20 protein-coding genes and 1 pseudogene are annotated in these 18865 nt (G+C 62.2%); 11 read left to right on the top strand and 10 right to left on the bottom strand.

The genetic code is table 11. The features are described 5' to 3' along the window. Nucleotides 1-874: 874 nt before the first annotated feature. The gene (locus tag GGD63_RS08010) at nucleotides 875-1582 is read right to left on the bottom strand and encodes a GntR family transcriptional regulator (RefSeq protein WP_183240570.1); all 708 of its coding nucleotides are present in this window, start codon (nucleotides 1580-1582) and stop codon (nucleotides 875-877) included. A 271-nt stretch (nucleotides 1583-1853) separates the two neighbouring features. Between GGD63_RS08010 and GGD63_RS08005 the strand changes: the two genes are divergently transcribed. The 6 genes from GGD63_RS08005 (at nucleotide 1854) to GGD63_RS07980 (ending at nucleotide 7443) form a co-directional block, all read left to right on the top strand. Beyond that, entirely contained in the window at nucleotides 1854-2840 is a 987-nt protein-coding gene (locus GGD63_RS08005; protein WP_183240568.1) for an ABC transporter ATP-binding protein, read from the top strand. A 42-nt stretch (nucleotides 2841-2882) separates the two neighbouring features. Beyond that, the gene (locus GGD63_RS08000) at nucleotides 2883-4172 is read left to right on the top strand and encodes a PotD/PotF family extracellular solute-binding protein (RefSeq protein WP_183240566.1); all 1290 of its coding nucleotides are present in this window, start codon (nucleotides 2883-2885) and stop codon (nucleotides 4170-4172) included. 4 nt (nucleotides 4173-4176) lie between these two features. Beyond that, nucleotides 4177-5136 carry an ABC transporter permease gene (locus tag GGD63_RS07995; protein WP_183240564.1) on the top strand — a complete coding sequence of 320 codons (960 nt, stop codon included), beginning with the start codon at nucleotides 4177-4179 and terminating at the stop codon, nucleotides 5134-5136. Nucleotides 5137-5138: 2 nt separating this feature from the next. Beyond that, on the top strand, nucleotides 5139-6017 hold the full coding sequence (locus GGD63_RS07990; RefSeq protein WP_025575681.1) for an ABC transporter permease: 879 nt from the start codon (nucleotides 5139-5141) through the stop codon (nucleotides 6015-6017). Nucleotides 6018-6037: 20 nt separating this feature from the next. Then, a complete protein-coding gene (locus tag GGD63_RS07985; RefSeq protein ID WP_183240788.1) occupies nucleotides 6038-6769 on the top strand; it encodes an aspartate/glutamate racemase family protein in 732 nt (243 codons plus the stop codon). A gap of 179 nt (nucleotides 6770-6948) precedes the next feature. Further along, complete coding sequence (locus GGD63_RS07980; protein ID WP_183240562.1) at nucleotides 6949-7443, top strand: hypothetical protein; 495 nt, start codon at nucleotides 6949-6951, stop codon at nucleotides 7441-7443. Nucleotides 7444-7632: 189 nt separating this feature from the next. On the opposite strand, the gene GGD63_RS07975 is transcribed toward GGD63_RS07980, so the two are convergent. After that, on the bottom strand, nucleotides 7633-8028 hold the full coding sequence (locus GGD63_RS07975) for a hypothetical protein (protein WP_183240560.1): 396 nt from the start codon (nucleotides 8026-8028) through the stop codon (nucleotides 7633-7635). A gap of 103 nt (nucleotides 8029-8131) precedes the next feature. Then, nucleotides 8132-8449, bottom strand: coding sequence for a hypothetical protein (locus tag GGD63_RS07970; protein ID WP_183240559.1), 318 nt, complete (start codon nucleotides 8447-8449; stop codon nucleotides 8132-8134). 94 nt (nucleotides 8450-8543) lie between these two features. On the opposite strand from GGD63_RS07970, the gene GGD63_RS07965 reads away from it, so the two are divergent. Then, the gene (locus tag GGD63_RS07965) at nucleotides 8544-8708 is read left to right on the top strand and encodes a hypothetical protein (protein WP_183240557.1); all 165 of its coding nucleotides are present in this window, start codon (nucleotides 8544-8546) and stop codon (nucleotides 8706-8708) included. On the opposite strand, the gene GGD63_RS07960 is transcribed toward GGD63_RS07965, so the two are convergent. Together GGD63_RS07960 and GGD63_RS07955 are read right to left on the bottom strand one after the other, a co-directional pair. Beyond that, nucleotides 8705-9235, bottom strand: coding sequence for a gamma carbonic anhydrase family protein (locus GGD63_RS07960; protein WP_183240555.1), 531 nt, complete (start codon nucleotides 9233-9235; stop codon nucleotides 8705-8707). The genes GGD63_RS07965 and GGD63_RS07960 overlap by 4 nt on opposite strands. Nucleotides 9236-9316: 81 nt before the next feature. Further along, nucleotides 9317-9646 (bottom strand): DUF6949 family protein, encoded by a 330-nt coding sequence (locus GGD63_RS07955; protein ID WP_183240553.1) that lies wholly within the window; start codon nucleotides 9644-9646, stop codon nucleotides 9317-9319. A 225-nt stretch (nucleotides 9647-9871) separates the two neighbouring features. On the opposite strand from GGD63_RS07955, the gene GGD63_RS07950 reads away from it, so the two are divergent. Next, entirely contained in the window at nucleotides 9872-10579 is a 708-nt protein-coding gene (locus GGD63_RS07950; RefSeq protein WP_183240551.1) for a hypothetical protein, read from the top strand. Nucleotides 10580-10810: 231 nt separating this feature from the next. Here the strand turns inward: GGD63_RS07950 and GGD63_RS07945 are convergent, their stop codons facing one another. The 3 genes from GGD63_RS07945 to GGD63_RS07935 all read right to left on the bottom strand — a co-directional run bounded on the left by GGD63_RS07945 (nucleotide 10811) and on the right by GGD63_RS07935 (nucleotide 13556). Next, nucleotides 10811-11140 carry a hypothetical protein gene (locus GGD63_RS07945; RefSeq protein WP_183240550.1) on the bottom strand — a complete coding sequence of 110 codons (330 nt, stop codon included), beginning with the start codon at nucleotides 11138-11140 and terminating at the stop codon, nucleotides 10811-10813. Nucleotides 11141-11612: 472 nt separating this feature from the next. Further along, nucleotides 11613-12497, bottom strand: a complete 885-nt coding sequence (locus tag GGD63_RS07940) for an ABC transporter substrate-binding protein (protein WP_183240548.1) — start codon at nucleotides 12495-12497, stop codon at nucleotides 11613-11615. Between the two features lie 315 nt (nucleotides 12498-12812). Then, nucleotides 12813-13556, bottom strand: a complete 744-nt coding sequence (locus GGD63_RS07935; protein ID WP_183240546.1) for a class I SAM-dependent methyltransferase — start codon at nucleotides 13554-13556, stop codon at nucleotides 12813-12815. An 813-nt stretch (nucleotides 13557-14369) separates the two neighbouring features. Here GGD63_RS07935 and GGD63_RS07930 point away from each other — a divergent pair. From GGD63_RS07930 to GGD63_RS07920, 3 genes and pseudogenes are all read left to right on the top strand, one after another. Next, on the top strand, nucleotides 14370-14669 hold the full coding sequence (locus tag GGD63_RS07930) for a hypothetical protein (RefSeq protein ID WP_183240544.1): 300 nt from the start codon (nucleotides 14370-14372) through the stop codon (nucleotides 14667-14669). Nucleotides 14670-14935: 266 nt separating this feature from the next. After that, nucleotides 14936-16721 (top strand): annotated as a pseudogene (locus GGD63_RS07925) (adenylate/guanylate cyclase domain-containing protein). Between the two features lie 193 nt (nucleotides 16722-16914). Then, nucleotides 16915-17256 carry a cupin domain-containing protein gene (locus GGD63_RS07920; RefSeq protein WP_183240542.1) on the top strand — a complete coding sequence of 114 codons (342 nt, stop codon included), beginning with the start codon at nucleotides 16915-16917 and terminating at the stop codon, nucleotides 17254-17256. Nucleotides 17257-17622: 366 nt separating this feature from the next. Here the strand turns inward: GGD63_RS07920 and GGD63_RS07915 are convergent, their stop codons facing one another. Then, nucleotides 17623-17841, bottom strand: coding sequence for a DUF3126 family protein (locus GGD63_RS07915; RefSeq protein ID WP_007602550.1), 219 nt, complete (start codon nucleotides 17839-17841; stop codon nucleotides 17623-17625). 121 nt (nucleotides 17842-17962) lie between these two features. Beyond that, the gene (gene cysE / locus GGD63_RS07910; protein ID WP_183240541.1) at nucleotides 17963-18787 is read right to left on the bottom strand and encodes a serine O-acetyltransferase; all 825 of its coding nucleotides are present in this window, start codon (nucleotides 18785-18787) and stop codon (nucleotides 17963-17965) included. Nucleotides 18788-18865: the final 78 nt, after the last annotated feature.

Raw genomic sequence — 18865 nt, 5'->3', positions numbered from 1 at the left:
CAATGCAGCGACCGCGAAGACTTTGGCCGACATCCTCAAACTCGACATATCAGCCTTCCATACACGTTCAGGCTACGCGAGGGGTGATGGCAGGCATGGAACGTCTGGCCGCAGTTGACGCCGACGTTTAGCTCCCGTCAACTTACAACCATGGCGGCCATATGCAGCTCTGCCATCTGCTGACAAGGACTCGGCTTGTCCGACGGCAATTGAATCAAAGCAAATGAACCAAAGAGATCGCGTGTGAGGTCAGGCTGCGCTGCGCTCAGGCGCTCAGCACGTCCGCGAGCCGCAGCTCGTCGGCGGCGGAGCTCCTTGAAGTCTCACCGCAACATTTTGGGGATTGCCGCTCACTCTGCGGCTTGAACATGAGTCGGCCAATCGGCGACGTCCGTGCCGACCGTACGCGACAGCGCCGGAGCGTCGGCGACGGATACGTCCATCCAGAGCGACCGTGTGTGCTCGTCCCTTACGTTCATGGCGTAGCTCCTCGAACCAACAAACGATGCAGCAGAATGACGGTCCTATGTGCGCCGCCGAACAAATACGCCATTGAGGGCCGCCGCATTCATTAGGAACCTTCGTCGCGCTCAGGCTTGAACCGGCATGAAAGATCCATCCCCCGGCATGCGCAGAGCATTGCGTCAGGCCCGATTGTACGGGCACTTGCTCGTTCGAAACGACAGGCTGTATTACCCGGGAGGCAGTCATCCGATCTGCTCGGTGCAGCTTGCACGAGAGATGGTCAGATCAGGATGGATGACAAAGCGAAACGGCGATTACGAGATCACACCGGACGGGCAGCTCGCAGCAGAACGCGAGCTCGGCCACTGATGTGGTCCCGCAGCTCCGGCCGAAACGTCTGTCGGTAACGTCAGGCGCCCAGCACGTCCGCCAGCCGCAGCTCGTCGGCGGCGGGATCCTTCAGGAACAGCTCGGCTTCGATCTCACGCAGATGCGACAGCATCTGCGCACGCGCGGCCTGCTTGTCGCGCTTGCGGATCGCAGCGACAATGCCGGCGTGATGATCCGTGCCGCAGGCCGGCGTGTCGTGGCGGCGGTAGAGCAGGATGATGAGCGAGGAGCGCGCGATCAGCTCCTTGAGGAAACCGAGATAGATGCTGTGGCCGCTCATCTCGGCGACGAGCCGATGAAACTCGCCGGAGAGGCGAACCGAGGCGCGCGCGTCGCCGCGCAATTCCGCTTCGCGCTCCTCGGCAAGATGCTGGCCGAGGCGATCGAGCCAGGCCGGCGACACCGAATCGATCGCATGGTCCACGATGGTGGGCTCGATCAGGCGGCGCGCCTCGAACACTTCGCGGGCATCCGCAGGCGTCGGGCGCGCGACGAAGGCGCCGCGGTTCTTCTCGATGTTGACGATGCCCTCATGCGCGAGCTGCTGCAGCGCGGTGCGCACCAGCGTGCGGCTCGCACCATAGATCTCGCCGATCTCGTCCTCGCCTAGCTTCGTCCCCGGCAGCAGACGATGTTCGAGGATGGCTGCTGTCACCCCCTCCCTGATACGGCTGACGCGGTCGCTCGCGTCTGGCGCATCGGGTTTTTGGCGGGTCTTGGCGGCCATTTGCTTAGAGGTGTTGGGTGTGAGGCTCGATCGGCGAACGTTCGGCCTCGAATGTTAGTCGACGAGCTGTATCCAATCACAGGCGAAACTTTATACAATCTTCGCCCGTTTTGTGTGCAGATGACTGCGCGCGCGACGGGCAGCCCGGATACGTCGGATTCGATCTAACGATCTGACTCCGCTGCACAGTTTTGGGATTTTGCCGACCGATGGCTGTTGGCACGGACCTTGCGGAGAGAGGCGGGACGCATCGCCCCTCCTCGGACACGCCATGGCCACTCCCGCCGCTCTCGAACTGGTCGCCGTCACCAAGCGCTACGACACCACGCTGGCGGTCGACACCGTCAACCTGAAGATCCCGGCTGGGACCTATTGCTGCCTGCTCGGTCCCTCCGGCTGCGGCAAGACCTCGACCCTGCGCATGATCGCCGGCCACGAGGCGGTCAGCGAGGGCGACATCATCCTCGGCGCGCAGAACGTCACCGACCTCGAACCCGCCAAGCGCGGCACGGCGATGATGTTCCAGTCCTACGCGCTGTTTCCGCACCTCTCCGTGCTCGACAACGTCGCCTTCGCCCTGAAAATGCGCGGGGTCGATAGGCCGACGCGGCACAAGCGTGCCGGCGAGCTCCTGGAACTGGTGGCCATGAGCCCCTATGCCGGCCGGCTGCCGGCGCAGCTCTCCGGTGGCCAGCAGCAGCGGGTGGCGCTGGCCCGCGCGCTGATCACCGAGCCGCAGATCCTGCTGCTCGACGAACCGCTGTCGGCGCTCGATCCGTTCCTGCGGGTGAAGATGCGCGGCGAGCTCAAGCGGCTGCAGCGCGAGCTCGGCATCAGCTTCATCCAGGTCACCCACGGCCAGGAAGAGGCGATGGCGCTCGCCGACCACATCGTGGTGATGAACCACGGCAGGATCGAGCAGCAGGGCTCTGCCCGCGACATCTTCCATCACCCCCGCACCGAATTCGTGGCGCGCTTCATCGGCGGCCACAACGTGCTCAGCGACGCCGGCAACCTCATCGCCGTGCGCGCCGATCAGCTCGGCATATTGCCGTTCGCCGACGGCGCGTTCGGCGCGCCGGCGCTGCTGACCCAGACCGAGTACCAGGGCTCCTACATCGCCGTCTCGCTCACGCTCGACGATGGGACCGCCCTGTTCTCCCATGTTCCGGAAGCCACCTTCGACGTTCACCCGTTCCGTCCGGGCGACCGCGTGTTGGCGACCTGGGATCCCGCCAAGGCGCAACGTCTGCAATAGCGCCGATCGATCACTGGAATGCGCAACAGAGGAGTGACTGATATGACCGAGACTACTGGGACAAAAGGCGTCAGCCGCCGCACGCTGCTCAAGGGCACTGCGGGTCTCGCCGGCCTTGCCGCCGGCTCCGGCGCCATCACCGGCTTTCCCTATGTGAAGTCGGCCGATGCGAAGGTGCTGCGCTATCTCGGCACCGCCGTGAACGAGGGCGACGACATCTCCAAGCAGTGCCTGAAGGACACCGGCATCAAGATCGAATACATCACCGCGACCACCGACGACGTCACCAAGCGCGTGATGACCCAGCCGAACTCCTTCGACGTGCTGGATACCGAATATTTCTCGCTGAAGAAGCTGGTGCCGTCGGGCAACATCCTTGCCCTCGACGCCAAGAAGATCAAGGAATTCGACAACATCACGCCCGTCTTCACCAAGGGCGAGACGCCCGGCGGCAAGAAGATCGGCAACCAGGGCACCGCGCCCTGGAAGGTGCTCTATCTCGAAGGCAAGGACTCCAAGACCTTCTCCAAGACGGCGACCGAGTTCGTCACGCTGATCCCGACCGTCTACAACGCCGACACGCTCGGCATCCGCCCCGACCTGATCAAGCGGCCGATCAGCTCGTGGTCCGAGCTGCTCAACCCTGAGTTCAAGGGCAAGGCCTCGATCCTCAACATCCCCTCGATCGGCATCATGGATGCCGCCATGGTCGTGGAAGCCACCGGCAAGTACAAATATGCCGACAAGGGCAACATGACCAAGGAAGAGATCGATCTCACCATGAAGGTGATGACCGAGGCCAAGAAGGCCGGCCAATTCCGCGCCTTCTGGAAGGATTTCAACGAGAGCGTCAACCTGATGGCATCGGGTGAGACCGTCATTCAGTCGATGTGGTCCCCGGCGGTGACGAAGGTGCGCTCGATGGGCATCCCCTGCACCTTCCAGCCGCTCAAGGAAGGCTACCGTTCCTGGGCCTCGGGCTTTTGCGTCTCCAAGGGCGTGTCGGGTGCCAAGCTCGAATGGGCCTATGAGTTCGTGAACTGGTTCCTGTCCGGCTATGCCGGCGCCTATCTCAACCGTCAGGGCTACTACTCCGCCGTGCTCTCCACCGCGAAGGCGCACATGGAGCCCTACGAGTGGGCGTACTGGATGGAAGGCAAGCCGGCCGAGAAGGACATCAAGGCGCCCGACGGCTCGCTGCTGGAGAAGGCCGGCGCGGTGCGTGACGGCGGCTCCTACGAAGACCGCATGGGCGGCGTCGCGTGCTGGAACGCCGTGATGGACGAGAACGACTACATGGTCCGCAAGTGGAACGAGTTCATCGCGGCCTGAATTGATGGACACGTCAGAGGACATCCTGCATCAGGCATCCCCGGACCTCGTCCGGGGATCGGAGACGGCGCGCCGCAGCAAAGCGGCGCGCCTTTCGCCGTCCTTCATCTCCTGGCTCCAGGCCGGGCCGATGATGCTGGTGTTCCTCGCCTTCTTCCTGATTCCGCTGGTGTTCGTCGTCATCGTCTCCTTCTGGGACTACAACGAATACCAGCTGCTGCCGGCCTTCTCCGGCCGCGGCTACACCGACACGTTCGAAGGCTGCATCGCGCAGCTTCCCGACCTCTGCACGATCGGCAAGACCTATCTGATGACGCTGAAGCTCTGCTTCATGGTCTGGGCCATCACCCTCTTCATCGGCTTCTGGGTCGCCTATTTCCTCGCCTTCCACGTCAAGTCCAAGACCTGGCAGATGGGATTGTCGCTGCTCTGCACGATCCCGTTCTGGACCTCCAACGTGATCCGCATGATCGCCTGGATCCCGCTGCTCGGCCGCAACGGCCTCGTCAATTCCGGCCTGGTCAAGACCGGTCTGATCAACCATCCGCTGGAATGGCTGCTGTTCTCCGAATTCTCCGTGGTGCTGGCGCTGGTGCACCTTTTCACCTTCTTCATGGTGGTGCCGATCTTCAACTCGATGGTGCGCATCGACAAGTCGCTGATCGAGGCCGCCTATGACGCCGGCGCCACCGGTTTCCAGACCCTCGTCAACGTCATCATTCCGCTCGCCAAGCCCGGCATCGTGATCGGTTCGATCTTCGTCATCACCATCGTGATGGGCGACTTCATCACCATCGGCGTGATGGGCGGCCAGCAGATTGCGGCTGCCGGCAAGATCATCGAGACACGGGTCAACGCGCTGCAGTTCCCGGCCGCCGCCGCGAACGCAGTGATCCTGCTCGCGATCACCTTCCTGATCATCACCATGATGTCGCGCATCGTCGACATCAAGAAGGAGCTCTGAGCATGAAGGAAGGACGCCCGCGCTCGTTCTACGTGCTCGCGATCTTCTTCGCGGCCTATGTGCTGTTTCTCTACGGCCCGATGATCGCGATCTACGTGCTGTCGTTCCAGGGACCGCAGGGCGGCCTCACCTTCCCGATGAACGGCGTGTCGACCTTCTGGATCGCAAAACTGTTCCAGGGCACCGGCATCGTCGATCTCGGCGCGGCCTTCCGCCGCTCACTTCTGCTCGGCGTGATCGTGATGATCGTCACCGTCGTGCTGTCGGTCGCCGCCGGCATGGCCTTCCGCAGGAAGTTCAAGGCGCAGAGCATCCTGTTCTATTCGGCGATCGCGAGCCTCATCGTGCCCTCGATCATCACCTCGCTCGGCATCTCGCTGGAATTCCGCATCATCGACGACCTGATCAAGGCGCATTGGAACGAGAATTTCGAGACCTCGATGGGCCTCCTCACCTCAGGCCTCGGCGCGCATCTGACCTGGACGCTTCCGTTCGGGCTGCTCATCATGTTCGCGATCTTCAATCGCTTCGACCCGCGTCTCGAGGAGGCCGCGCGCGATCTCGGCGCGACGCCGTGGCAGACCTTCCGTCACGTCGTACTGCCGATCATCCTGCCCTCGGTGATCGGTATCGGCCTGTTCGGCTTCACGCTGTCCTGGGACGAACTCGCGCGCTCCAGCCAGGCGATCGGCGCGGTGAACACATTGCCGCTGGATCTCCAGGGCCTCACCACCACCGTGACCAACCCCGATATCTATGCGCTCGGCACCGTGATCTCGGCCGTCTCGTTCACGGTGATCACGCTTGCACTCGGCACCATCCACGTGCTCAACAAGCGGCAGGCGGCCAAGGGCTCGGACGCCGGCAAGGGACTTGTCTGAGAAGAGGCTTGTCTGATCTGATGCGGCTGCACGTCGTCAATCCCAACACAACGGCGTCCATGACAGCGAAGATCGCTGCCGCGGCGCGCGCAGTTGCCCTGCCAGGCACCGTGATCGATGCGCGCCAACCCGCGATGGGCCCGGTCTCGATCGAGGGCTTTTACGACGAGGCTTTTGCGGTCCCCGGCATGCTCGGCTGCATCCGCGACGCCGATCGCGACAGTGCCGACGCCCACATCATCGCCTGCTTCGACGACACCGGCTTGGATGCCGCGCGCGCCGCCGCGAAAGCGCCGGTGATCGGCATCGGCGAGGCCGGCTTCCACATGGCGAGCCTGATCGCCGCGCGCTTTGCCGTGGTGACGACGCTGAGTGTCTCCATCGTGCCGATCGAGCACAATCTGAAGAAGTACGGCCTTGCTGAACGCTGCACCCGCGTCCGCGCCGCCGAGGTCCCGGTGCTCGCGCTCGAGGAGCGCAACACTGACGCGCTCGGAAAAATCTCGGCGGAGATCACCGCCGCCATCCGAGATGATCGTGCCGAGGCCATCGTGCTCGGCTGCGCCGGCATGGCCGATCTCGCCAATGAGCTTGCCGCAACCCACGGCCTGCCCGTGGTCGACGGCGTCGCCGCCGCTGTGACGCTGGCGGAGTCGCTGGTACGGCTGGGATTGAAGACGTCGCGGCTCGGCCCCTATGCGGCGCCGCGACCGAAGACCTATTCCGGGTCGTTTTCGCCGTTTCAGCCCTGAATCTGGCCATTTGGCCCTACTCCAGGGGGTAAAGCCAAGCGCTGGTTGCTTTTTTGGCCGCTAGCCTCTTTTTGGTCCCAATTGTTGCCGAACAGTAACACTTTCGGGACATCCCGGTCGCCGATTTCGGGCTGCCGGTCTTCGCCACTCACCAAGTTTCAATTTGGGTTTTGTCAGCGATGATCGATCTCGCAGAGGACAGACCGTCCACCCCCCTGCTTCGCCTCGGCGCCCAGCCGATCGCGCTGACCGCCGTCGCCCTTCTGTTGCTGATCGCCGGCGTGACTTCGATCGCGATCTGGCGCGCCTATACCGGCGCTGCGCCGGAGACCGACCGGGTGGTGGCATCGCGGCAGCTGCAGGCCCGCACCGCCCAGGCCTCCGAGCAGCTGGTCGAGAAGACCAAGGGGCTGGAGGCGACCCAGCAGGAATCGATCGACCAGCTCCAGGTCGTGCAGGACCAGCTCCAGACCGTGAAGCGGCTGCTCGCGGCCCAACAGGCCGATACCAAGCGCCTGTCGGAGCAGGTGGCGAGCCTGAACGAATCCATCGACGGCTTGCGCCAGTCCTTCGCCAGTGCCCGCGCCACCGAGGCCGAGACGCCCTCGGTTACCCGCAGGAAACCGGCAAGTCACCGTGTCCATGCCAGCGCGCGCAAGCGTTCGCGCGGCTGAACTGGCCTTTCGCCGGCGGCTTTATTTTCTCTACTTGTGAACTGGATCACATTTGCCGGTATGATTCCGCGCGATGCTGGCCGTCACCGGATGGCGTGAGCCGATTTCAATATCCGGGGCTGGCAAGGTCGTTGACGGTATACTGCGTCAACGGCCTTGTTTTTTAGTGGGCCGGCAGATCGTCCCGCCTCATTCACAGACATCGACGCGACGGTATCGCCATCCCGAAGGCGTCATCACCCGTTTGCGGACGACGTAGCAGCCGCCGTAACCACCATCGTCATAGCCGGTACCATAATAGTAGGGATCGCCGTAATACGGGTAGCCATAGCCATAATAGCCGCCGTAGTAGCCGGCTCCGGCGAGGCCCGCGCCGATGGCAACGCCAGGCCAGAAGCCGCCGCCGTGCCAATGGCCGTGCCAGCCACCACCATGGAAGCCACCACCATGGAAGCCACCGCCATGGAAGCCGCCGCCATGGAAGCCGCCGCCATGTCCAAAACCGCCCCGCGCCTCCGCCGCCTGCGGCGCCGACAGCCCAACCACTGCTGCGGCCAGTGTCGCCATCATCGTCTTACGTAACATCACTTGATCCTCCGCGTGGACACGCTCCACGCTTCAAAGCGGGATCAAGCTAGCGTTGTCGAGGCAATCCGGACAGCCACACTGTCTCACTTCCGCGCGAGCATCAGCAGCCGCGACAGATGCTCTTCATCTTCTTGTCGAGCTGCCTGTTCTCGCTGTTGACGGTGGCGTCGGCGGCTGCACCGGCGCCGGAGCCGGTGGTCACTCCGGAGCCCGGGCCCGACGATTGAGCCGTACCCAGGCTGTTGGTGCCGGGCGGCGGCGCCGGCGCGTTGGCGACACCTCCGGTCGGACCCGACGAAGTGCCGGTCGATCCAGCCGTGCCGCCGGTCGCCTGCGCGAAGGATACGGCCGGCATCGCCGCGAGGGCGAAGATCAAGACCAACGTCTTCATTGAAGCGTTTGCGCGCGGTGGGGCCATTGGGATGCTCCTTTATCCGTCAACGGTCCCGACCAGGACCCGTTCCGGAACAAACCCCGTCACATCGGCTTGAAGGCGAGGAGGCCAAATCACGATGACCGATCGCGATCCCTTTGCAGAGGGCGAGCGCGCCGCGCGCGAACGCATCCCGGCCGAAGCCAATCCTTACATCGACGGCAGCGACGAGCATGCGCTCTGGGCCACCGGCCACGAGAAGGTTGCGGGCGCGATCGACGCGCGCAAATCCGAAAGAAGCTAGCCGATCCGCTTCAGGCCCTTCTTGAAGCGCGGGCCGTTGGCGACATAGAACTTCGCGGCGCTCCCCATCCTCTGCACCTGGGCGTCATCGAGCGTGCGGATCACGCGCGCGGGCGAGCCGATGATCAGCGAGCGCTCGGCAAACTCCTTGCCCTCGGTGATGACGGAACCGGCGCCGACGATGCTGTTGCGGCCGATCTTCGCACCGTTCATCACGATCGAGCCCATGCCGATCAGCGCGCCCTCCTCGATGGTGCAGCCGTGCAGGATGACGTTGTGGCCGACGGTGCAGTTCCTGCCGATGACCAGCGGAAAGCCGAGATCGGTGTGGCAGGTCGAGCCGTCCTGCACGTTGGCACCCTCGCCGATCTCGATCCACTCATTGTCGCCGCGCAGCACCGCGCCGAACCAGATGCTCGCGCCCGGCTTCAGGCGCACCCGGCCGATCACGGTCGCGGTCTCCGCGATGAAATAGTTGCCGTCGGCGGGAAGTTCGGGCGCCTGCCCGTCGAGCTCGTAGATCGCCATCAAGGTCTCCTGTCGGGTTGACCCAGCCATAGCGAAACGGCGGCCCCGACGCAAAGGGCCGCGCAGCCTGCAAGGCGAACGTCAGGTCAGGACGCCGGCGGCGCGCAGCGTCATCAGGAAGAAGGTGCCGCTCATCATGCTCCAGAAGCCGGCGATGACGGTCGCCATCATCACGAATTCGACGCGGCGGCTTTCCACCCGCATGCCGCGCAGCGTGTTGCGCATGATGATGAAGGGCGCCGCGAACACCAGGAACGGCACCGCCGCAAAGGTCTTCGGCGCGACGCCGTCCTGCAGCAAGCCGAAGCCGGCGGGCCGCTGTGCGACCGCCTGGTATCCGTTCACGAGGGCGCCGGCGAGCGCGAAACCGATGCAGATCGAGAAGAAGGAATTGAGAGCTTCAGGTGTCATCGGAACAGTCCGCACTTGCGCAACGCCGGGGCCTTCCTGTGACAAATAGTGCTGGTTAACGCTACATTATCCTTAAGAGAAGGTTAACGGCGCCGGTCAATCCGCGCAGGGCCCTTCCCCCTCACCGCGGCCCGGCGAGGCTGCGCGAATTCGCCGCCCCATGGCATATTCGCCGCTGATTCGTCGGCCATCGGCCAACTTCGGGTCTTTACGCGCGCACATGTCATGACGGTGTTTTCGGCAGCTCCCCTCAGGTCCTCCAGGACGCGCACCCGGGCGCATGTCGTCCCGATCGTGCTCGGCGGCGCTGCCGCGCTGGGCGCGGTCGCGCTGGTCGCCTATCTGTTGTGGCCGACCTGGGGAGCCGGCGGCGCCAGCGCCCCGGACAAGCTGCCGGTGAGCGTCGGCGGCACGCTGTTCAACCTGCCGACGACGGCGATCCGGATGAAGATCCAGCGGCACTCCGGGCCGCAGGAGCGCATCGATCTCGACTTCCTCTATCCCTCGCTGGAGGTGCCCGGCGCGCCCAGGCACGTCACCGCCGATACGGTGGAAGCGGCGGTGCAATCGATCGACCGCATCTTCCTGTCGATCGCGGCCCATCACGATGCGCTCTCGCCCGAGCAGCGAACGGCCACGATCTATCCGCGCTATCTCGACCAGGCCGCGACCCAACCCGAGGACGGGCTGACGATGCGGATGTTCCGAGCCGACACACCTTACGCCAGCGAGGACCTCTATTCCGCCGCAAGCCCCGCGCTGACCGCGCGCTGCACGCGCGATGCGGCGACCCCCGGCATGTGCCTCTCCGAGCGCCGCGTCGGCGGCGCCGACCTCACCTTCCGCTTTCCGCGCAGCTGGCTGTCGCAATGGCGCGAGGTGGCCGAGGCGATGGAGAAGCTGACGGCGCAATTGCGCGGGCCGAAGAGCTGAGCACGGCGTTTCCGCCCCGCCGCAAGATCGGCTTGCAGGGACGGCGGGGACTTCCCGACAAAAAGTTGAAAACAACCCCATGCACAGTAGCCGGGCGCCTGGCGCGACTTCGTATTTTTCGAAGTCAAGTTGACCCGTCGGGCAAAACAGGGGCATAATGGCATCATCGGTGATCTCGGCATCCGACGCGCTCCCGGACGAAGATCTCCTACGGCAGACGCGGCAGAAACGTCATTGCCGCGAAGCACTCACCTCGCCGCGAGACGTAATCATGACGTCGACGCCCTCCTGGTCGAAGCTCGCGTTCACCTCGAACTCGCATTGTTTGGCCTGGTTGCAGCCGGTTCGCCATGTCGTCAAGTCGCTGTAGCGAGCAGCGGCAGCAGAAACATCATTTGGCTTCGAGAGCAGCGTCGCGCTGAGATAGAAGGAAACGCGTGCTGGAAGTGACGCTGCCATATCGAGACTGAGCCGCTGAGCGCCGTCGGCGTAGTCCTGGCTCCAAAGTCGCTTCCACCTGACGCTGCATGTGCCGTCGGAAAGCTTGGCGGTCGGCAGCATGAAATCGATGATGGGGTGACCGCCGGCAAGATCGTCGTCCTCGCGCCCTGTTTTCGACAGGACGGCCGTATCGGGGACACCTGATAGCCCTCGGGCACAAGCTGAGCAGGCAGGTCCCGCGTCACGGGCTGCGCAAGGCACGCCGCGCGAAAAGCCGTCAGCACGTTGAGAAAGCCCCGCAGATCCGCTGCGTTCTTCTATGGGAATATGATGCGGTCAGATTGCGCGGCGTGAACCGTCGTGGTGCAACACAAGCAAAGGAAAAGCTGCCCTAGCAAGCGGAGGATTGAGTTCGCCATAGCTGAAAGACTCCGCCTTCACGATCGTTGGAAAACACATAGAGGAAGACCTATGCAGAAGGCTGGGGCATGTACTCATAATTCCAGCGCGAGTCTGTTCCACCTCTGCAAGCAGACATCACGGCGTCGAGGACCGAGGACCGCTAAGGGGCCAATAGGCGACATCGCGATTTCTATTCGATGACTTCGTCGGCGCGTGCAAGCAACGTCGGGGGCACAGCGAGCCCGAGTGATTTGGCGGTTATTAGATTGATGGCCACTTCGTATTTCGTTGGCGCTTGCACCGGTAGGTCGGCCGGCCGCGCACCTTTGAGAATACGATCGACGTAGCCAGCAGCACGCCGGTAAATATCAAACTGATCGGGCCCATAGCAGATCAGTCCTCCGGCGGTGACATTGGTGCGATACGGATAGATCGCCGGCAGTCCGTAGCGCTGCGCGAGCGATATGAACAGGTCGCGATGAATATTAGCGGCCGCAATGGCCGTAACGATCAAGCCGTCACCCGAGCCGCGCACGAATGCTGCCAGTGCCCGCTCTACCTGCACTGCATCGCGCACGTCGAACGGGCTCACCTCGACCCCCATTGACGGCGCCACGGATCGGATCGCTTCTAATTGGCCAATCGCACCTACCGCATTATTGTCGATGGTGACCGCGACCCGCGTCAAACGCGGCGCAATTTCCCTCAGTAGTTCAAGATACTTTACCGCCGTCGTGAATTCGAACGGGGTGAACCCCGTTGCGTTGCCGCTCGGCCGGGCCATGCTATCCGTGACACCAGCCCCAACGGGATCGGCAACCAGGACGAACACAATCGGCAATGTGCGCGTGGCCCGTTGCACCGAGACGGTAGGCAGACTGCTAGTGACCATGATGACGTCCGGCGCAAGCGCGACCAGGTCCGCGGCATCGGTCCCTGTGCGTTCAGCATCACCCACAGCCCAGCGATACTCGATCCGCACATTTCCGCCGTCGATCCAACCTAGTTGCCGCAGACCTTCCACGAAGGCTCCCACGCGGGCGCGCGCAATCGGATCATCGGCGGCAAGCGGCATGAGCACACCGATGAGCCGCGGCCGTTGCGGTCGCCGTGCGACAGCTGGTTCCGGACGCAAGACAATCGTACCTGCGATCAATCCAATGAACTCGCGCCGCCGCATGTCGGTCCTTTCGACTAGAACGCCACTGTAACCGCGTAGACTTACCCCTCGGAAGGGGCCAGGCCGGACGATTGGGACCTCCACGACTTCTGAAATGGATCACATGCCGACGTTGGCCCGAGGGCCGCAGAAAGTCAGCTAAGGGCCAAAAGCGGACTTCATGCACCGCAACAAGTGAATGGGATACGACCGACGGGCCGAGTATTGCGGTCAGCCCTGTTTTACGAATAGGTGCAGCTCCGTCACGTAAGGAAACGCGACGATGTGGTGCCCGATCAGCGCGGGATCATTTTGGATGATGCTATCAACCGCGGTGCGAACGCGGTCCTGTTCCTCACTCGGCAAAACAGCGATGAAACTGGTCGACAGGGCGCGGTCCATGATTCCGCTGGGCGGCATAGATTGACTGAATGGATAGCTTTTGCTCTCCAAGTGGCGGAAGCGGGCATCGTCGAAGATCACGCGCCATTTGCCGGTAGACTGCCGCGGTGTATCACTCGCATAGCCATCCATGATCCTAGAAAACGCCGCGACCCAGGGTACGCGCTCGTCCCGTACATTCCAGATCAAAGCGAGCGCGCCGTTCGGCTTCAGAACTCGAAAAATCTCCCGTGTCGCCTTTTCATAGTCGAACCAATGAAAGGCGGTAGCGCAACAAACCAGACCCGCAACTCTATCAGGCGCCGGAATGCTCTCGGCACTACCGATGAGGACTTCAACTGCCGCCAGACGATCGACCGGAATGCGCGCCGCCATCTCAGCGATCGGTTCCACCGCCAGAATGTGCTTTCCGCTCAGTGCCAACAGCTCAGTAAATTTCCCGGTGCCAGCGCCAAGATCGATGATCGTGTCGGACTGCGGCAGGTCAGAGAGCAAGGCCACCGGATATTCGGGACGCCCGGAGACATACTCGCTCACTCTGCTCGAATAGCCGGCGGCAGTTGACGTCGCCATGGCTGGACTCCCCTCAACCTGGCAGCAACTGCAACATATCGAAGTCGCAGGTAGAGGTCACCTGTATTATCGACGTCTGCAACCCACGAGGATCGCTATGGCGTCATTCGCGAGACCTTGGCCTGCCGACCTTACAGGCCTGCTCTGCCCCTAGAAGCGGACGTCCGATGCGACGCGACCCGGTTCGCATATGGGCTAATTGCCGAATGCGGACGATGAGCCGGAACGCGATTATAGTACTGGATAAACGTCGAACCCCCTGCGATCGCCGACGCGCGAGACAGTCCGACAGATTTCAACGGCAGCTTAGGGTCAACCTGCGAAGAACTCAGGTTGACCAAATCTGGTCCGCTCGGGCGCAATTAGCGGACCTTCGGCAGACGAGGCGCAACTTCGCAGAAGGGCCATTTTCGGACTCATGCAGTGCAGCAAAATGCCTTTACTCGATCATCTCTCATCGGCGGTCGTGCCCAACGTTCTCGTATCGTCAGTCACGCGGCTTAAGTCTCGCGGCTCCCAACGTCACTGAGGTACTTTTCATACTCTGCTCGCGAGAGCAGATTGCCTTCGCGCTCGACGCGAGCGCGGTCCTTCGCGGGTACACCCCCGAACAGCTCAGGTCTTGATATCGGCCCACCGGTTTTAGCCAGTAACGATGTGCCGAGATACGGCAGCGTTACTGGTCTCTTGCGAACCCTGAACCAAAATCAATCGATGAAGACAAACCTTCATCGAGATTGCATTGGGGTTCGCTCCCAAGGGTCACTCGATACATGCCTCTTGGACATTTTACATCGCTAAGGAGGTAGTCCCATGCCGATCGTTCAATTCACTCGCTTCAAAACCGACAAGCCCGAGGAAATGACCAAGGTAGTCGGGCGGGCGAAGAAAATCTTCGAAAAACACGGCGCCGAATTTCTTCGGCTGTCCCGTTTCCACACTGGCCATTGGGCAGGAGAGTTGCTGGTTGCGACGCGCTACGCCAATTGGGAGGTCTACGGCAAAGTGCAGGAGGCCGTGGCAAAGGACCCGGAGTTCGCGCAGGTGATGGCTGACGGGTTGAAGATTGCCGAACTACAGGGCCGTAACATCGCTGTTAGCATCGATCTCTAGTCCGGGCGCCACCCGGCGGCAAAGAGCGCGGAGGCCGCTGGACATATTGCCAGCGGCCTTTTTTCAATTTTGGGCGCCCTCGCCGACCAATGTCGGCTTCGCGTCAAAGGCTGCCCTTGGGAGCTCCGCGACGGCGTTCCGTTAAGCCGTTAGAAGCGGACCGCGCGAGGCCAAGAGGGGAAGTCAGCCACGGGCCAAATGGCGACATAGGAGATGGGAAATCCTTGCAACCCACTGTAGAATAGCAGCCTGTTGGATTGCGGGCCATGGTGCAGGAGCGGCCAGTCCGAGTTGAGCGCAAGTTAGCGGCTATATTGGCCGCCGACGTGGCTGGCTATTCGCGGCTCATGCATCGCGACGAAGAGGCGACCCACGTTAAACTGACTTCCCTTCTGATAGAGGCTGTCCACCCGGCGATTACTGAACACGGCGGCCGCATCGTGAAGAACACCGGCGACGGGTTCTTGGCGGAATTTCCGAGCGCGGTGCGGGCGGTTCGCGCTGCTGTGCACTTCCAGACCCGCACCAAGGAACTTACAATCGCCGATGCGCAAGACAGGCGGATTGCTTTCCGGGTCGGCATCAATGTCGGCGATGTGATTGTCGAGCCGCATGACGTTTTTGGCGACGGCGTAAATATCGCTGCACGGCTTGAAAGCATCGCAGAACCAGGCGGCATCTGCATCTCGTCGTCCGCCTACGATCATGTCCGGGACAAGGTAGGGGTCGAATTCGCCGATCTGGGCGTCCAGGACCTCAAGAATATCGCGCTTTCGGTTCGGGCCTATGCGGTGGTCCGAGAGGGGCTCAGCTCAGCGCCAGAGCCGCCGCGAGCGAAGCTCGACCTGCCGTCTCCCCCTCGTCTTTCTATCGTCGTGCTGCCTTTCGCCAATCTCAGCGGTGATCCCGAGCAAGACCATTTCGTCGATGGCGTGACCGACAGTTTGACCACTGACTTGTCGCGGATCAGCGGCTCGTTCGTGATCGGCCGCCATACGGCATTTACCTACAAAGGGAAAAGCGGTTGACCTTAAGAAGGTCGGGCGTGAGCTAAACGTCCGCTACGTGCTCGAAGGCTCTGTACAGCGGAGCGGCAAGCGACTCCGGCTCAACGTACAGCTGATTGATGCCGAAACGGAAAATCACCTTTGGGCCGAGCGGTTCGACAAGCCGGTCGCCGATCTCTTTGACATGCAGGACGAAATCGTGGCGCGACTGGCTAACGCGCTGAATGCCCAAATGATTGCAGCTGAGGCGCGCCGGGCAGAACGCTCTGCAAATCCCGACGCGATGGACTTGAACTTTCAAGGTTATGCCTCGTCATACAGGGGCGTGGAGCACATGAGCGAGGCGCGCAGCTTTTTCGAACGCGCCTTGGCAATCGATCACGGAAGCGTCGGAGCATTGGTCGGCTTGGCGCTCGTTGATCTAACGATCGGAGCTTCCCTGCTGGCTGATAACCGAGCCGCGTATCTTTCGGCAGCCGAAGCAAATGCGATCAAGGCGCTGGCATTGGCGCCGGACCACGCAGTAGCCCACAGGATCCTGGGAGGGGCTTACATTTTTACAAACCGGGCCGCGCAAGGCATCGCTGAATGTGAGCGGGCATTGGAGATTGATCGCAATCTGGTCGGTGCTCACAGCGCCATCGGTATCGCAAAGTTCTTCATGGGTCGCGGTGCTGAGACAGAAGGCCATATCGTCGAGGCTCTCCGTCTCTCCCCTCGCGATATCTTTGCCCACCGCTGGATGCATATTGCTGGCATGGCCAAGATACTGATCGGCGCAGATACAGAAGCCGTCGCTTGGCTACGGCGAAGCATTGAGGCCAATCGTAACTTTCCTGCGGCCCATTTCTGGCTCGCCGCGGCCTTGGGCCTGCTTGGCGAAAGAGATGAGGCGCGAAGCGCCGCAAAGGTGGGACTTAAGCTCGATCCAGGCTTTACCATCAGCCGCTTGCTTGTCAGCAAAGCAAGCAACAATCCGACATATCTCGCCGAACGAGAGCGCGTCTGCGAGGGCATGCGCCTGGCCGGGGTGCCGGAGGGATGATGTCGCCCATTCGAGACCGATTCAGCCGGTCGTCATGCCCATCATTCCGCGGACCCCTGATGTCGCCTCCGGGTCAAAATGCGAAGAACTCAACGTGAGCAAATCCAGTCCGCTATGCTCCGTTGAACGGACCTGAATGGGGCGCTACGTGGGCTTGTAGGTCATTCGGCTCTGGAAACGCGTGGGAATATCGATGACAATCCAGCCAGGCAATCTATTCGCGGATGTGGCGGATGTTTCGGCCGCCAACACAGGGGAAGAGGCGTTCAGCGAAATCCTCGCGCGGCCTGGCTTGAAGATCGAGCGCATTGTATCGCAGGGGCAAACTAGTCCGCCGGGCTTCTGGTACGATCAGGCGTGGAACGAGTGGGTGATCGTGCTGAAAGGGCGCGCCACATTGCAGTTCGAACATGAGCTTGCTGCACGATCTCTGGGCGTGGGGGATTACGTCTTCATCCCCGCAGGGAAACGCCATCGCGTCGAGTGGACGGAGCCGCAACAGCCAACGGTCTGGCTCGCCGTCCATTTCGAGTGAGCGCTTATCGCAATCGGATCAGCCGAGTGCGGAGATCGACCAGTCTATTGGTCCGCATCCGCGCCGCCGCCAGGCGCGGCTGCGCATTCTTGCGAAGAAATAGAGTTATGGAGCCATAACGCTTGCGTTCGTCATTGCGAGCCAACGGGTCCGCGCAGCGCGCGGCCCGATGACAGGCTCCGCGAAGCAATCCAGAATCCCTCCTTGGAAAGACTCTGGATTGCTTCGCTGCGCTCGCAATGACGATGTGGAAAGAGCGCGCCTCGATCTTCGACGCGCGGTCCCGGACGCCACGCATCCGGGACACGAGAGAACGCCGCGCAGGGCGAAGACTCCGCTTCGCCCGCGACGACGGCGTGCCAACACCTATTCCTGATCGACGAGATCGTCCTCGAGGATCGCCATCTGGAACTGGAACGAGCGATCGTCGTCCTCGTCGTCGACGAACAGCACGCCGATGAACTCCTCGCCGATATAGACCTCGGCGGAATCATCCTTCTTCGGCCGCGGCACGACGCGGATCTTGGGATTGCCGAATACGCGCTTCAGATACGCGTCCAGCTTTCTGACTTCTTTGACGTCCACGGCAAGTCTCCGATCAAAATTGGTCGGCGGGTTTTAGGACGAGATGCGACGAACCGCCAGCATGAATTGCCAAAGAATTTGGGGACGAGAAAGGCCGGAGAATCCCGCCCTTGTTACGAGCTTAGAGCCCCATGGCGTTGATCATCTGATCCATGGTGCGCGACGGCTCGGCGCAGCCGGCTTCGCCGACGATCTTGGCCGGCACGCCCGCGACCGTGACATTGTGCGGCACGGGTTTCACCACGACCGAGCCGGCGGCGATGCGCGCGCAATGGCCGATCTCGATGTTGCCGAGAATTTTTGCGCCGGCGCCGATCAGCACGCCATGGCGGATCTTGGGATGACGGTCCTCGTTCTCCTTGCCGGTGCCGCCGAGCGTGACGCCGTGCAGGATCGAGACGTCGTCCTCGATCACCGCCGTCTCGCCGCAGACGAAGCCGGTGGCGTGATCGAGGAAGATGCCGCGGCCGATGCGCGCGGCCGGATTGATGTCGGTCTGGAACACCGCGGAGGCGCGGCTCTGGAGATAGTACGCGAAATCCTTGCGGCCCTTCAGATAGAGCCAGTGCGCCAGGCGATGGGTCTGGATGGCGTGAAAGCCCTTGAAGTAGAGCAAGGGATCGATGAAGCGCGAGGTCGCGGGGTCGCGGTCGTAGACGGCGACGAGATCGGCGCGGAAGGCGTTGCCGAGATCGGGATCGTCGCGCAGCGCCTCGTCATAGGTCTGGCGTACGAGATCGCCCGACAGCGCGGAATGATCGAGCCGGTCGGCGAGACGATGAATGACCGAATCTTCCAGGCGGCTGTGATGCAGCACCGTCGAATAGATGAAGGTCGCAAGCTCGGGCTCGCGATGGACGATGTCCTCCGCTTCGCCCCGGATCCGGTCCCAGATCGGATCGAGCGATGCGAGCTTTCCTCCCGGATTGACCTGATGCACTGCCATGGGATTTGCTCTTTCGAATTGCTCGTTTTGCGGGCTCTATAGCACAGTCTAGGCGACAAAGTCCTGACGCGCTTGCCT

The organism is Bradyrhizobium sp. cir1, assembly GCF_014198245.1.
In the GTDB taxonomy this organism is placed as follows: Bacteria; Pseudomonadota; Alphaproteobacteria; order Rhizobiales; family Xanthobacteraceae; genus Bradyrhizobium.
The sequence above is the reverse complement of the archived record's forward strand: the minus strand, read 5'-3'. Positions and strand labels throughout refer to the sequence as shown.

What these genes read in the sequence shown, in the direction of transcription:
- GGD63_RS08010 (WP_183240570.1), bottom strand. Translation starts at nt 1,582, where the DNA reads ATGGCCGCCAAGACCCGCCAAAAACCCGATGCGCCAGACGCGAGCGAC.
- GGD63_RS08005 (WP_183240568.1), top strand. Translation starts at nt 1,854, where the DNA reads ATGGCCACTCCCGCCGCTCTCGAACTGGTCGCCGTCACCAAGCGCTAC.
- GGD63_RS08000 (WP_183240566.1), top strand. Translation starts at nt 2,883, where the DNA reads ATGACCGAGACTACTGGGACAAAAGGCGTCAGCCGCCGCACGCTGCTC.
- GGD63_RS07995 (WP_183240564.1), top strand. Translation starts at nt 4,177, where the DNA reads ATGGACACGTCAGAGGACATCCTGCATCAGGCATCCCCGGACCTCGTC.
- GGD63_RS07990 (WP_025575681.1), top strand. Translation starts at nt 5,139, where the DNA reads ATGAAGGAAGGACGCCCGCGCTCGTTCTACGTGCTCGCGATCTTCTTC.
- GGD63_RS07985 (WP_183240788.1), top strand. Translation starts at nt 6,038, where the DNA reads ATGCGGCTGCACGTCGTCAATCCCAACACAACGGCGTCCATGACAGCG.
- GGD63_RS07980 (WP_183240562.1), top strand. Translation starts at nt 6,949, where the DNA reads ATGATCGATCTCGCAGAGGACAGACCGTCCACCCCCCTGCTTCGCCTC.
- GGD63_RS07975 (WP_183240560.1), bottom strand. Translation starts at nt 8,028, where the DNA reads ATGTTACGTAAGACGATGATGGCGACACTGGCCGCAGCAGTGGTTGGG.
- GGD63_RS07970 (WP_183240559.1), bottom strand. Translation starts at nt 8,449, where the DNA reads ATGGCCCCACCGCGCGCAAACGCTTCAATGAAGACGTTGGTCTTGATC.
- GGD63_RS07965 (WP_183240557.1), top strand. Translation starts at nt 8,544, where the DNA reads ATGACCGATCGCGATCCCTTTGCAGAGGGCGAGCGCGCCGCGCGCGAA.
- GGD63_RS07960 (WP_183240555.1), bottom strand. Translation starts at nt 9,235, where the DNA reads ATGGCGATCTACGAGCTCGACGGGCAGGCGCCCGAACTTCCCGCCGAC.
- GGD63_RS07955 (WP_183240553.1), bottom strand. Translation starts at nt 9,646, where the DNA reads ATGACACCTGAAGCTCTCAATTCCTTCTTCTCGATCTGCATCGGTTTC.
- GGD63_RS07950 (WP_183240551.1), top strand. Translation starts at nt 9,872, where the DNA reads ATGACGGTGTTTTCGGCAGCTCCCCTCAGGTCCTCCAGGACGCGCACC.
- GGD63_RS07945 (WP_183240550.1), bottom strand. Translation starts at nt 11,140, where the DNA reads ATGCTGCCGACCGCCAAGCTTTCCGACGGCACATGCAGCGTCAGGTGG.
- GGD63_RS07940 (WP_183240548.1), bottom strand. Translation starts at nt 12,497, where the DNA reads ATGCCGCTTGCCGCCGATGATCCGATTGCGCGCGCCCGCGTGGGAGCC.
- GGD63_RS07935 (WP_183240546.1), bottom strand. Translation starts at nt 13,556, where the DNA reads ATGGCGACGTCAACTGCCGCCGGCTATTCGAGCAGAGTGAGCGAGTAT.
- GGD63_RS07930 (WP_183240544.1), top strand. Translation starts at nt 14,370, where the DNA reads ATGCCGATCGTTCAATTCACTCGCTTCAAAACCGACAAGCCCGAGGAA.
- GGD63_RS07920 (WP_183240542.1), top strand. Translation starts at nt 16,915, where the DNA reads ATGACAATCCAGCCAGGCAATCTATTCGCGGATGTGGCGGATGTTTCG.
- cysE (WP_183240541.1), bottom strand. Translation starts at nt 18,787, where the DNA reads ATGGCAGTGCATCAGGTCAATCCGGGAGGAAAGCTCGCATCGCTCGAT.